Origin of the sequence: Pseudoalteromonas sp. 20-92, assembly GCF_030847595.1 — a bacterium.
Lineage (GTDB): Bacteria > Pseudomonadota > Gammaproteobacteria > Enterobacterales > Alteromonadaceae > Pseudoalteromonas > Pseudoalteromonas fuliginea.
Genome location: NZ_JANJGQ010000036.1, coordinates 13102 through 27483, shown reverse-complemented (window position 1 = coordinate 27483; position 14382 = coordinate 13102). Strand labels below are relative to the sequence as shown.

Sequence of the window (14382 nt, the reverse complement as noted above, 5' to 3'; positions counted from 1 at the left end):
CAGCGGGGAGTGATAAGTCAGCATCTATTGTGAGTCCTTCGCGATTGAAATCATCAATCACATTGAACAAGCGACACGCTCTGCCATCCGATAATTGGTCGTGCATAAAATCCATTGACCAACATTCGTTAATGGCCTCAGGGACAGCCAATGGTTCAGGCTTCTTCCTTGTTAGACGTTTTCTAGGCTTTATTCGCAGATTCAACTCAAGCTCACGGTAAATACGATAAACGCGCTTATGATTCCATGTGTAGCCTTTAACATTGCGTAAATATAAAAAACATAAACCGAATCCCCAATTACGCTGACATTGGCTTAAATCCAATAGCAACGCTGCAATTTTCTCATTTTCATCAGACAGTTTTAGCGTATAGCGATAGCATGTTTCACTTATCATGAAAGTACGACAGGCTAAGGCAATACTCATTTTATTTGTGCTAACGACTTTATGTGCCAAGACTTTGCGCTCAGAAGCCTTTACCACTTTTTTGCCATTGCCTCCTGAATGACCTCAGATTTTAGCCGCTCTTCAGCATACATTTTCTTTAAACGGCGATTTTCATCTTCAAGTTCTTTCATTCGTGTCATTAAAGACGCATCCATGCCGCCGTATTTAGCGCGCCATTTATAAAAGGTTGAGTTGCCCATACCATGTTCACGGCATAGCTCAGGAATAGGCACGCCGCGTTCTGCTTGTTTTAAGATGGCGAGGATCTGACTGTCTGTAAAATGTGCTTTTTTCATAATTTTCTCCTGTGTTTACAATAAGAGAAAATTCTACGTTTGGCATCTATTATTTTTCGGGAGGATTACCATGCCTTACCAATAAACGCTTCTTTGAAAACTGAATGTTCTCTTTTTTTGTTCATAAGAGTGAATTTACCCCCTGAAGATTGGAAGAGTGTAAACACAGGTTCAGTGATTAAATTAAATTCCAGTCTAACAAATAAAACTCGAAAAATGGAAATGAGATTCGCGCCTTAAACGTCTCAATTGCCAATTAATTCACCAATAACAATAATGTTTTTTTCCACTGTAGTGTCGTGTTTATGTTATTAATAATAGAAAAAAGCACGATTGAGAATCATAAGCCTCCAACTCATTGAAGATGACTGTAGTGGATTAACAAAATTGGGGAGGCGGTTAGATAGGAAAAAGTATGTCAAATTACTAGGTTTGAAATAAACTTCAATGTCACCCTAGCTTACTTTGGGGCAGAAACGAGTTTGGACTTCTCAGCTTTAACTAGACACCGGCTTATAATCTTAAAGTACAAAACGGAAGTAGACTTCCGATTTTAAGCCTATATTGCCATAATCCGGAAGTAAACTTCCGTTTCTAGGGCTTCAAAGGTAGTTATCGGAAATATACTTCTGTTTTTTGATAGCGCTGTTAACCTAGATAGCTATATGAGCAATTTTTCAGAGTCTTATTTGAACGATAACCAGACATTGAGGTTAGCTAAATATCGTCGTGAATTGATTGGTTAAGCTACTCCTTGCGCATATATTCTTGAAATGAGTGGCGCGCGTATATTGTTCCATTTAACTTTACTTAAAATTTTTAGAAAACTTAGTGGTAGTAATACCTTAGGTAATTTGTAAAACTATATAAAGTAGATAAATAAGTGTGGCGTCGGCAGAAATATGAGCGATGAGCGCACTATTAAATGTTAGGCATTTGGAGTAGTTATGCAGTTTGAGGTTACAGAATCTTTACAAGGCTCATTGAGTCTTATGCAGTTATTAGGGCCTGCTGGTATATTGGAATTACAACTTGAACTTAGCTCTGTTGCTCGAGATGGTTATTATTTCAGATTAAAAGATGGCGATTTTCATTTCGAATTAAAATACGAAGATGGAATATTTGAACTAAAAAGAAATGGATATTCAGTTAAATTTGAAGGGATCAACGGAAAACAAGAAGGAATTTATCACACTACGGTGTTTGGTTGGGGCACTAATTGGATCGCTGCTGGGGCGAACGGTGATATCCGAAGAATAGATACCCCACCGACAGCAATACCTAATTCAATTCACCGCTATGCAAAAAAGAAATGTTTGTTACCTAATGAATCATTTACAACAGTAGAGAGCTTCAGAGAAAAAGTTTTAGATTGCTTTTATAGTATTCAGGACAAAATACAGGAAACTAAATCTTATGACGGATTTTGGAATACTGTCAAAGGAAGTAATGGAAAGATAGAATCTAAAAACCCAAAGGACGAAACACAAATTCAGTCAGTCATTCACAGTTTATTGTTTGACCAAATGATGATTAACTCAATTGAAGTTGTTCCTGAATATCACAACGGTTCAGGGTCTCTTGATTTTTGTTTGTTAGCTCAAATAGACGATTCTGGTATTGAAAAAATTGCGGTTGAATTTAAAAGAGCTCATTCTACAAAATTAATTCATGGCATTGACACTCAACTCCCGTGTTATATGCAAACCATAAAGGCAACTTATGGTATTTATGGGGTGTTCTGGTTTAAAGGTGATAGCTTTGATAAGCCATTAAATTATGAAGATAAAAATGCTATTGATTATTTTTTAAATGATTTAAGGTCTAAATCTATTAAGCCTGAGCATAGAAATGTAAACGTTGTGATTATGGATTTACACTGGAAAAAACCTGCAAGCAATGCCTAACAAGAGTCTAAGATTACGACAGTTCGCTTATTCGACCTACACTTGCACAAAACAACCGATCAAGTAGATATAAGTTTTATACCTTATGGTATAAAACTTAAAGGGAAGTATATTGTCGTTGATAGTGATCAAAATCTTTATGCTTACGATGGAAACAGAAAACACATGAATTTCATTGCGCCTCTTATACCAACCTGCATAAATCTTTGAGCAATTTAACGAATTAAACAGCCCAATTATTAGAACATTATCAAAGTATTAATTTCACAAGTCTCACTCCTTTGGTTATGCTATTGAGCATTATAAATCTTATTGCGAAAACCTCTATGCTACCTCTACTTCGTATCTTGATAATTGAGCAAGACCCAGCCACTTTACAAGGGCTTTCAACGAATCTGTCAAAGACTATTCCTAATTTTGAGCGTGATGATATTCATATCGATATTATTGAATGCCTTGAGCTTAAACGCGCGTTGGAACATGTAGCGGAAGATGGTGATATTCAAGCCGTGGTTCTAAGTTGGGATATGCACAATAAAGTGGGTGAGCGTATGTATAGCCGCTTTATTGAAGAGTTAAAGGCTATTCGTCTTGAGCTGCCGGTTTATGTTGTTGGCGACGACACCAAAGGGCTGGAAATCGTTAACGAGTCAGAAGAAATTGAATCGTTCTTCTTTAAAGATGAAGTAATTTCTGACCCTGAAGCAATTTTAGGTTATATGATCAACGATTTTGACGACCGTTCGGAAACGCCATTTTGGACGGCGTATCGTCGTTATGTGGGCGAGTCAAACGATTCATGGCACACACCGGGTCATAGCGGAGGTTCTAGCTTTAGAAACTCTCCTTATATTAAAGATTTTTATCAGTTTTATGGCCGCAATGTATTTGTTGGCGACCTGTCGGTGTCGGTAGATTCGCTAGGCTCATTGTCAGACAGCACGAATACTATTGGTCGCGCTCAAGAATCAGCAGCGGCAACATTTGAAGTTAAGCACACCTACTTTGTTACAAACGGTTCGTCTACCTCAAATAAAATTATTTTACAAACACTCCTGCGTAAGGGAGATAAAGTAATTGTTGACCGTAATTGTCATAAATCAGTCCACTATGGCATTTTGCAATCTGCCAGTTACCCCATTTATTTGGCGAGTATTTTAAATCCAAAATATGGGATTTTCGCGCCACCGTCGTTGGCCGACATAAAGTTAGCAATTGAAAACAATACTGATGCTAAATTACTGGTGCTTACCGGCTGTACTTACGATGGCCTGCTTAGCGACCTGAAGCAAGTCGTAGATTATGCTCATCAATATGGTATTAAGGTGTTTATTGACGAGGCATGGTTTGCATACTCTTTGTTTCATCCTAGCTTTCGCTATTATTCTGCAATACATGCTGGGGCTGACTACATTACGCATTCCGCACACAAAGTAGTTTCGGCATTTTCTCAGGCGTCTTATATCCATATTAACGACCCCGATTTTGATGCTGATTTTTTTCGAGATATTTACAGTATCTACGCCAGCACATCGCCCAAATATCAGCTTATTGCGTCTCTTGATGTATGCCAAAAGCAATTAGAGATGGAAGGCTATAAGTTGCTCAATGCGTTGCTAAATCATGTTGACGAATTTAAACAACAGATGGCGTCGCTCAAGCACATTAAAGTGCTCGGTAAGCAAGACTTTATGGATATATTTCCGCACTTTAGCGGTGATAACATGGGCCACGACCCGTTAAAAATACTCATTGATATTAGTGAGCTACCTTATTCATTAAAAGATATTCATAAATATTTACTGGACGAAATTGGTCTAGAAATAGAAAAATACACGCACAGCACTATCTTGGTTTTACTCACGCTTGGCGGCACACGTTCGAAAATAATTCGTTTGTACAATGCATTGAAAAAGCTAGATGGGGGCAAAGTGAAGCTGTCGAAATCGACGCGCAGAGCCCGCTTACCAGAAAATTTACCCGCCATCGATCTCGCGTGTATTCCAAGCGATGCTTTTTATGGCGAGCGCGAATCGGTGCCTATTAGCAAAAGTAACAACCGCATTTGCGCTGGTTTAGTTACCCCATATCCGCCAGGTATTCCGCTTTTAGTGCCGGGCCAGCATATTACTGAAGATCACATTGAATATTTGCAGGAATTGGCAAGCCAAGGGCTGACAATTCAAGGCAGTTTTGATGGTGAAATTTATGTACTTAAGGGAAAGGTTAAGAAGTAACGGTATTCGTTTAGTACTATCGTTATCGCTGGGCAGTAATGTCGCAAGACATTGCTGCTGTATGAAGCGTTATTGTATGAGTGATAATTCCAGATTACACCGAAAATTTAATGCAAGCGCGTAATTAACAGTTGTTCCACTTTAATATCATTAATGTTTATGACTTCGCGTTTATAACCGTCATTAACGACATAATCGATGCCTTTTGGTATACGGTTCAATGTATAGATGGGAGTCTGGCTGGGTTCGTATTAGGGATGATCAATATCTGAGCCATACAGGGTTGGTTATGCGTAGGTACAAACCACAAACTTATTATAGCTCGCAGCGAGTGAACACAGCCAAAAACTGGCCTGACATTGACACTAAAGAAAACTAAAAGCATGAGCGCAGCATCAACAGATACATGTGCAATTAATTTATTATAAAAGGAATTTAGATGGTATTTCCATCACTTGAAACTGATCGGCTATTACTCACAGAGCTTCGTGTTGAAGATGAAGCTGAGTTGTTCAATTTATTTTCTAACCCATCTGTAATCGAATACTATGATTTAGATGTTTTTCGTGAACACAATCAAGCTGCTAATTTGATTAACCTTTTTAATAAAAGATACCACGAACAGCAAGGCATCAGATGGGCCATCCGATTAAAACCAACAGGACAATTGATAGGTACTTGCGGGTTTAATTCGTGGAACAGTAAAATGCGTAATGCTGTAATTGGTTACGAGCTACACCCTCAATTTTGGCGATGTGGCTATACTGTGGAAGCAGTCCGCGCAATTGTTGATGCTGGTTTTTCTGGAATATTAGCTTGTGGGAAGTTAAACCGAATTCAGGCTGATACGATACCCGAAAATATCGCATCTGAATCATTATTGTTGCGACTTGGATTTAAAGAAGAAGGACTTCGACGTGAGTGTGGGTTTTGGAAAAATAAATTTCATGACCTCAAGTGCTTCGGCTTACTCCGTTCAGAGTTCAGTTCTATATAAATATGTTTACAATTTTTATTCACAAGACGTTGAGGCTATTTAAGTTATCCCTTAGGCTACGTCCATCAACATGGAGTGTATATGTCAGAATATTTTGCCAAAATTAATTGGGTAAGAGAAAATAGTGAAAGTTATATTGATAATAAATATAGCCGTGGGCATAAATGGATTTTCGATGGCGGTCAAACCGTACTAGCTTCATCTTCCCCTCATGTTGTTCCATTACCTTATTCAATTGAAAAAAATGTCGATCCCGAAGAGGCTTTTGTTGCATCACTTTCTAGTTGCCACATGTTATTCTTTTTATCTATTGCCGCCAAAAACAAGTATGTAGTTGACTCATATGTAGACGAGGCAGTTGGTATTATGGAAAAAGATAGTGATGGTAAAATTTCAATGACTAAAGTCACACTTAAACCACATGTTCAGTTTTCAGGCGATAAGAAACCAACAATGGAGCAACTTGAGAAAATGCATCATCAATCCCATGAACAATGTTTTATAGCTAATTCTGTAAAAACTGAAGTTGTTACGGAAATTTCAGTTTAACTAGTAAGTTTAGATACTACCGACAACTCATGACTCTTTTTAGTCGTTTAAACTGTCGGGTTAATGAGTTTATCCACTGCCTATTTTGAGACTATGCACTGGCCTGTAATCACTGAAACATACATATTTTCGCATTTTATCGTGCTAACTTCGCCTTGAGTAAAAATGCTGTTAAAGTTTACAAAGTAGCCTGTGTAGTATTAACCAGCTTATATACAACACTGATGAGTATTGTACTTACCATACACCCTCTTGCCTGTAAGCAAGATTGTTGTCGGATTATACGATTTATGTGAATTTAAAGACAAAACGCCATAAAATAAAGTTTTATCAATAACAAAAAATCGTAAATTAGCTTATGCTCTGTTTTAAAAGAAAAATAAGATAATTCCTTGGCTTACAGTTAGACTAATACTTATTATTTTGACTACTAAAATTTCGTATTTATAATAAAAATTAATTATGCCAAGCTTTAACTGTGTTTCTTTACGTTGTAAGCAGCATAAAATTTGAGTTTAAAGTTAACAAAACCTCCCCACTTTGAGAGATTAAGTAATGCAAAATGTTAAAAAGCGCAGACGTTTCTGGATGGTTGTAGAAAAACTAGAAGCCTTAATTGATCAAGGTATTTATCCAGTAGGTGGCCGTTTGCCTGCAGAGCGTGAAATGGCAGAAGTTTACGATGTTAGTCGCCCTACTATTCGTGAAGCTATTATTGCGCTGGAAGTTAGAAAGCGCGTTGAAGTAAAAACTGGATCGGGTGTATTTGTTACTAGTAGTAAAAAAACAGCGTCTTTAACTCCCCCAATAAGTGCATTTGAACTAACTCAGGCACGCGCATTAGTAGAATCGGAAGCTGCAGCTCTAGCGGCCTCTAAAATTTCAGATAGTGAGCTACAAGCACTTAAGCAAACACTAATAGACATGGAATTTTCTGACAAAGCTGATGAAGCAGATCAACTTTTCCATGAAATTATCGCACAAGCAACTCGTAATAAAGCGCTAGCACTTACCATTAATAACTTTTGGAAGTTACGACGCTCAGAACCACAAATATTATTAGCTCACCAAGGTGTTTGTTCGCAAAATATAAATCAGCGTTTGGCTGAGCACACCACTATCTATGATGCAATAGCTGATCGAAACCCATCCGCCGCAAGAAAGGCGATGCATAATCACTTTAATAGATTGATCAATGCATTATTTGAAGCAAGTGAAGCTAAAGCATTGGAAGAAGTAAGACGAAAAACAGATGAAACTCGTGGGCTTTATTCAATTTCTCACTTAACTAAATAACCTGAACTCTGAATAATACCAACTTGCATAAATATTTGAGCAAGTTAACGAATTAAATTGCGCTATAACGTCGTTAAAAGTTTTAATTTAGAGCAAGATACAAAAATTTTGCCTAGTTCAGCGTAATTTTTTAACGTTAAATAGACCCATATATAAGCAGATTGGTATAATAAATCTCTTAACCAGAGTTCAGCTTAGTTAATACACAAACTCACCTAGCTTTAGATGATAAAAATAGAAAAAAGGCGGTAAACCGCCTTTTCTATTTTTAACTTTATAGTTTAAAGTTTAAAGTTTAAAGCTCATGCCTAAGAATAAACGTGGGCCATAATCATTCACTTCACCTAAATTATCTTCAACAAAGAAGTCTTGTGATTTAGGTGCACTAAATAAGTTAATTGCCTCAGCTTTGATTCTAAAGTGTTCATTGATTTTATACGATGCACGCATTTCCCACACACCTACAGCGTCAACATAGCGTAAACGAGTACCATTACTTGTATAAGGTTGGAAATACTCACTACGGTATTTGTAAATAACCGCAGTATCGAAGTCGCCAATTTGGTAGTAAAGTTGACTACTAAATACATGCTTAGAAAAACCAGGAACTGAACCTGGCTCAATAATACCTTCCGTTAATTGTGTTGTATTACCATCAAGGTCAGTAGTGAATGTATCACCGTATAAGCTATCTTCAAATTCAAAATCAGTGTCAGCGAAGTTATAACCAAACTTTACACCTAAGCCATTATCCCAGCGGTAAGAAAACGAAGCTTCAAGACCGACTATTTCGCTGTCATCGTCTGATGTAACAGAGTTAGTAATAGGCAGAGATATACTTTCGCCATCTATTATAAACTCTTCTAAAATAGTTTGTTTTTCAAAACCGCCTTGGAACTGTTTGTAATATAGACTAAACGCTACAATCGAATCTTCATTCGGATACCATTCCACCGCCGCATCATAGTTCCATGACATTAATGGCTGAGTGGCAGGGTTACCAGAACCGTTTACACCTACGACTAAATCAGAAAGTGAAGTGGCTGCACCATCATCGTTACTGTTCGTTGAAAATTCACGGTTAAAGCTCAAATCTGACGGGTCTGCGCGAGACATACCACGGTAAATACCCGCACGCAATAATATATCTTCGCTATAATCTACAACTAAGTTAAAGCTAGGCAAATATTTGGTATAACTAGAGCCGCTTTGAATTTTATCAAGTGTTGTAGAATCTGATACCAATTCAAGAAATCCAGTGTCTGCATCCGTACCAACAGAATAATCTGTTCTGAAGCCAACAGATGTTACTTCAGTATCTACTACACGAAGGCCAAAGTTACCACGTATAAATTTACCAAACATCTCTGTATCGTAACTAGCCATTAAATACGCTGAAGTGGTTTTTTCCGTTACATCGACAGTACCAGTATTTTGGTATTCAACGTCAGGATAGGCGAACACACCGTTGTAATCGGCATCAGTTGCTGCAACTGCTTGAGAAAAACAGACGTTGTCGTAGGTTGCCCACGAAGCACCTGTACCTGAACCAATAACGTTACCATCACTATCAACATTAGTTACAATGTTGCCATCAGACACGCTTGATAAAAAGTCTGATTCAGGGAAGTCAATTTGACAGCCTTGCAGAATCTCAAGTGCTGTATCGTCACCTACTGTGTATTCGTTTCTTGAACCATTACCTTGGCTGCCACCGAATTGTATGAAAGAAAGCTCAGATGTTCTAATTCCACCTTCAATTTTAGTGAATATGCCACTATCTAATTCATAATCAAAATCTAAACGCGCTGATTTTATTACATTTTCGCGAACATTCTCACGATCTAAACGTGTTCTTAAACTGTCAGTAAAATTAGAAATATCTGTAACATCAAAATCCGTTAATGTGAAATGAGGAATTTCATCGCCCAAATCCCAAGAGAAGAAATTACGATCCGATGTTCTACCGCGGTTTGAAATTTGTAGTTCTTCACGATCTGTTTTTGAATACGCTAAATCAAGATTAACCGTTAATCGGTCAGTTACATTGTGCTCAATGTTTAAACCATAACCTTGGTAGTTCTCTTCACGAGAAAATTGCTCACCCGCTGATTCAATTCGCTCTTCGCCTTCCCAATGTAAAATACCACCTACATCGTTAGTAACAAGTGTGGGGCCAGTAATACCTGGTGTTGCGCGTTTTTGTAAAAAAATTAAATCATGGCGCGCTTCTTTTTGTGTCCTGTCTGAAATTTGCGTATCAAAATTAATATCCCACGCATCTGAAGGCTGGTATTGCAATGCAAAAAATACTGCGTCACGCTCATCCGATGTTTCATTTTGACGAAAACTGCGACTACTGCCAGTCCACGCATAAGGCGTACCATCACTTTTTGCTTTACCGGTTTCAGAATCAATATCTGTATCATAGCCTTGGTTTTTTAATTTTTCGCCACCGACCTGATCTTCACAGTCACCAGCGCTGCTACGATAAAAACCTTCATTGGTATTATTAGGATCATTTAAACACGCCCATAATGAAGAGCCTGACGGGCTTGAGCTTCTATATTCAGCTTCTGGTTGGCTAATATCTTGGCGCTGTACACCAAAAGACACACCAACGGCTTGGCCGTTATCAAATTCAAACTGGTCCACATAACTAAACGTACCACGATAACCTAAATCGCTTTGTAATGAGTTTTCTACATTACTTTCATCAGGGTTATAGTTTAATTTAACTTCCCCTGATACGCGTTGCTTACCAAAATCAAGAGGGGTTACGGTTTCAAGAGCAATAACACCTGCAACACCACCTTCAATCATTGATGCATCTTGCGTTTTATAGATAGCTACTTTTTTTACGAGCTCTGATGGAAACTGTGAAAAGTTAACTGAGCGGTCACCACCACCATTGGTTGCTTCACGGCCATTGATATGAGTGGCACTTAAAAATGGTCCAAGACCACGAATAGTAATCTCTGTTGCGCCACCATTTTCACGGTGAGATGCAGCACCTGTAATTGATTCCAGCGCTTCACCGATAGACAGTGCAGGTAAATCACCAATGTCTTCTGATGAAAGGCCATCAACTACAGTGGTAGACTCACGTTTAATTGCAATCTGATCTTGTATTGTTTTACGTGTACCTGTAACGCTAATGATTTCAACATCAGGTTCAACTTCAGTAACCTTTTTTTCAGCTTCCTGAGCTTGCGCAGTAAGTGCACAAGAACCAGCCATACCAGCAATTACCGCTGTTCTTACCCATTTTGCTATTGGACTTAGTACAAATGGTCCCGCTATCGAATTATTATTTTCTGACTTCAACGACATTAAAATTCTCCGTTGGTTGTTGTAGTGTGTTTTAGTTATGTGTCGCTTGTTATGCTTGTGTAGATAGAATGTGAATCCTGTATTTAATATACTCAACTGAAGCCACTTGATCAACCAATTTAACACTTAAATATTACCAGTGTTAAGACCAATTCTATTTTATAGGCATTACCAAGGGGTAAAATAGGTTGTTGATACAAGTATTACGAATAAAATATTTGCTTATAAACGCAACATGCGTCTGGGCGTGTCTATCTATTGGGAGTCAATTTACCTGCTGCGCAGATTTGAGGGGGTATTTGGGAGGAAATAAAAAGCCCCAAAATTGGGGCTAAAAAATTAGTAAGTTTTTAATCAAAACACCGATTAAACGTTTTACTACAAATTAATCGTTTTGTATTTTCCAAGTAGATCCAACACCCACTTCTGAAGTTTGAATATAATGAAGGCCTCTAGCACCAGCCAAAACCTGCGCACCAGTTGGTGATGTTTCTATTAACGTACTTGTTGCTGTAACATACTCTAGCACTTCTTTATTATTAGTTGCCGGGTCTTGGTCGATAGCTCCATCAGTATCAAATGCACCATTACCGTTTAGTTTTCTGATTTCAACCCAGTCGCCGCTTGCATCACCTGATACTCGACTATCCGTATAACCAAAGTTGTTACTTAATACCGATGAAGTATGATTAATTAAGTCGCAGTCATATTCAAAAGCATGGTCACTACTAAGTGTATATGGGTAAAATAAACCTTGTGTTAATGCACTACTGGCAATTGTATCGCTACTAGATTGATCACCTAAACCGTTTGCAATTAAATTTCCATCAAAGTTGATAACAAACGCATTTTTGGTTAGACCATATAGCACTGGCGCATTCACTGCGGTTAACTCATCACAATCACTTGCTGGTGCTTTAGAGCCGATCTCAGTACTGAACACTATGGGTTGTTGAGAGTTTAATACCGTATTGTTCTTAACGTTAAGTGTAAAGTCACCAGCAGCATTTAGCACTGCTTGATTTCCTGACTTTGGTACGCCGCCATCGTCTTGCGAAAAGGGATTAGCTGTAAACACTATGCCACCCGCTTCTTTATTATCAGAGCGAATACCTGCAATATAGTTATTACTAACGGTATGTCCAAGTGGTGTAATTAACACACCGCTCGGTCTATCATCTGAGCTAGCAATATCCGTAGTACGAATAATCACATTATCTGTGACACTGTTGAATCCTCCATCTTCTAATGAAATACCGCCATTAGGATTTACAATTGTATTGCCTTTGATAGTTGCACCAGATGTTTGCACTTTGATTAAACGACGCCCTGTTACAAAGTTTTCTATCCTGTTGTATTGAATAGTAAAATTAGCGTTTTCTGCCGCGTCAGCGCCCGTTGTATTACCCGCATTAATTAGGTGTAAGCTTGATTCAGCAAAGTTTGGATTATTACTATTACTGAATAAATTATACTGAATAGTGTGATCAGAGCTTGAAGATGACATTTTAATCACAGAGCCTTCTTCTACCGTATTTCGGTTAGTAAACGTGTTTCGTTCCACTAGTGCGCCTTTACCTTTTAACACTATCCAATTGTATTTAGCGTTATTAAGTGAAGTGTCTTCTCCATCCATCGTATTTTGTGAAAATATAAAGTTATCGCCCTCTGAGTAAATTACAGTTTCTTCTTCGGTTTCACAAAATGCACCCGCTTTAGTGTCTATGTTTTTAAAGGTAAGCCCTGTTAATGCAGCGCCGTCAACGCCGTTGGCAACATGTACACATACTTCCCCGCTAAGTACCGGATTCTGCCCTTCTACAGCGCGCAGCGTTACTGCACTGGTTAATAAAATTGCGTCCATATCAGCATAAACACCGGTGTTTAAGCCAATAACATCGCCATCAGCTAAACCGCCACTTATAGCACCAAGGAGTGCTTCGGGGTTACTAACTAATTGTGTGTAAACCACTGTGTCAAGTGAGTTTGTAGCGCTACTTGCAAAGCCATCGTTGTCTGTATACGTAGCTGTAACTGACATTATTGAGCCTGCGTAAGCAGAAGGTGTGAATGTTTTACTATTGCTGCCAGCTATTTCAACGCCATCAGCAGACCAAGTATAAGTAACGTTAGCCTCTTGAACACCGTTGTTATCAGTTATCTCAGCGGTTAACTCACCACTTGTTAAATAAGGCACTACTCCCATAATGGCTACGCTACCGGCTTCGTCAACCGCAACAGCAGAAACAGCAATTGTTTCCTCTGATGTATTATCCTCGATAAATCCATTATCATCTGTATAAGCAACTTGCACACTTATTTTTTGACCTAAAAGTGATGCATCAACTGCAAAGGTGCTCTCTATTGCGCCATCTATCTCTTGTGCGTCAGCAAGCCATTGATAAGTAATATCTCCTGATGCTCCATCGGTATCATTAATTTCTGCTGTTAATGTGTTTCCAACAGTTGGCGTGCCGCTAATTATCACTTCACCCTCTGAGTTTGTTCGTGCTACAACCTCTGTACTGGCTGAAGTAACAGATTCAGCAAACCCACGATCATCTTCAAAAGATGCACTAACAGTAATAACCGTACCAAATTGTGCGTCTGTCAACGTGAGCGTTGAAAGTACTTCATCTGCAATTTCTACATCATCCGCAAACCATTTATAAGTTACTGTATCGCCATCAAAACCATTTTCGTCAGCTACATTGGCAGTTAGTTGCGAACCAACTAGCGCGTCACCCGTAATGGTTAAGCTTGCAGGGAATGCAATTGCGGCAACATCTGCGGTTGGTTCTGTGATATGTGATTCATTAATGCCATCATCATCGGTATAAAGTGCTTGTGCAGTAATAGATAAGCCGATTTGGTCATCCGTTAATGTAAATGATGAACTTTTAGCCCCTTCAATAGCTTGCCCATCTGCATACCAAAAATATGTAATTTCACCCGATATCCCATCTGGGTCACTAACGGCCGTTGTTAATGTTTGCCCACTTGTTACTGTTCCGGTTAGAGCAATAGAGCCCAAGTTGTTGTCATTATTGTTTGAATCTGTGTCACAACCAACTATTGCCATCGCAATAGCGCATAGTGCAAAGTGTTTTAATTTCATGGTGGCTCTATTCTCCAAATTTATAGTTTTAATATTTGGCTATCTATTGTGTGTGTTACCAAATAAATCGTGCGCTTATTACCAAACCCATCTAAATTGCAAATGGATTGTTAACCAACTTGGTAATATAACCATAATAAAATAACTTTTTCCACTATACCCACCGAATTAAATAACAATAAATGAACATACAGTTAACCC

General features: G+C 38.4%; 7 protein-coding genes and 1 pseudogene. 5 read left to right on the top strand and 3 right to left on the bottom strand.

The features are described 5' to 3' along the window. Window positions 1–744, bottom strand: a pseudogene (locus NRL14_RS19800) (transposase); the annotation flags it as partial. Window positions 745–1691: 947 nt separating this feature from the next. Here NRL14_RS19800 and NRL14_RS19795 point away from each other — a divergent pair. From NRL14_RS19795 to NRL14_RS19775, 5 genes are all read left to right on the top strand, one after another. Further along, the gene (locus tag NRL14_RS19795) at window positions 1692–2651 is read left to right on the top strand and encodes a hypothetical protein (protein WP_306725425.1); all 960 of its coding nucleotides are present in this window, start codon (window positions 1692–1694) and stop codon (window positions 2649–2651) included. Between the two features lie 326 nt (window positions 2652–2977). Beyond that, window positions 2978–4888: an aminotransferase class V-fold PLP-dependent enzyme gene (locus tag NRL14_RS19790; RefSeq protein WP_149613613.1), complete on the top strand. Its 1911-nt coding sequence runs from the start codon at window positions 2978–2980 to the stop codon at window positions 4886–4888. Window positions 4889–5327: 439 nt separating this feature from the next. After that, window positions 5328–5885, top strand: coding sequence for a GNAT family N-acetyltransferase (locus NRL14_RS19785; RefSeq protein WP_007378952.1), 558 nt, complete (start codon window positions 5328–5330; stop codon window positions 5883–5885). 81 nt (window positions 5886–5966) lie between these two features. Beyond that, entirely contained in the window at window positions 5967–6434 is a 468-nt protein-coding gene (locus tag NRL14_RS19780) for an OsmC family protein (RefSeq protein ID WP_306725424.1), read from the top strand. Window positions 6435–6989: 555 nt separating this feature from the next. Further along, window positions 6990–7730, top strand: coding sequence for a FadR/GntR family transcriptional regulator (locus NRL14_RS19775; RefSeq protein ID WP_008137413.1), 741 nt, complete (start codon window positions 6990–6992; stop codon window positions 7728–7730). Between the two features lie 288 nt (window positions 7731–8018). On the opposite strand, the gene NRL14_RS19770 is transcribed toward NRL14_RS19775, so the two are convergent. Continuing rightward, window positions 8019–11063 carry a TonB-dependent receptor gene (locus NRL14_RS19770; protein ID WP_149613595.1) on the bottom strand — a complete coding sequence of 1015 codons (3045 nt, stop codon included), beginning with the start codon at window positions 11061–11063 and terminating at the stop codon, window positions 8019–8021. 385 nt (window positions 11064–11448) lie between these two features. Next, entirely contained in the window at window positions 11449–14181 is a 2733-nt protein-coding gene (locus NRL14_RS19765; RefSeq protein WP_306725423.1) for a poly(beta-D-mannuronate) lyase, read from the bottom strand. Between the last annotated feature and the right edge of the window lie 201 nt (window positions 14182–14382).

Bases quoted from the DNA above. Each gene is read 5' to 3' on its own strand.
- NRL14_RS19795 (WP_306725425.1), top strand. From the start codon at position 1,692: ATGCAGTTTGAGGTTACAGAATCTTTACAAGGCTCATTGAGTCTTATG.
- NRL14_RS19790 (WP_149613613.1), top strand. From the start codon at position 2,978: ATGCTACCTCTACTTCGTATCTTGATAATTGAGCAAGACCCAGCCACT.
- NRL14_RS19785 (WP_007378952.1), top strand. From the start codon at position 5,328: ATGGTATTTCCATCACTTGAAACTGATCGGCTATTACTCACAGAGCTT.
- NRL14_RS19780 (WP_306725424.1), top strand. From the start codon at position 5,967: ATGTCAGAATATTTTGCCAAAATTAATTGGGTAAGAGAAAATAGTGAA.
- NRL14_RS19775 (WP_008137413.1), top strand. From the start codon at position 6,990: ATGCAAAATGTTAAAAAGCGCAGACGTTTCTGGATGGTTGTAGAAAAA.
- NRL14_RS19770 (WP_149613595.1), bottom strand. From the start codon at position 11,063: ATGTCGTTGAAGTCAGAAAATAATAATTCGATAGCGGGACCATTTGTA.
- NRL14_RS19765 (WP_306725423.1), bottom strand. From the start codon at position 14,181: ATGAAATTAAAACACTTTGCACTATGCGCTATTGCGATGGCAATAGTT.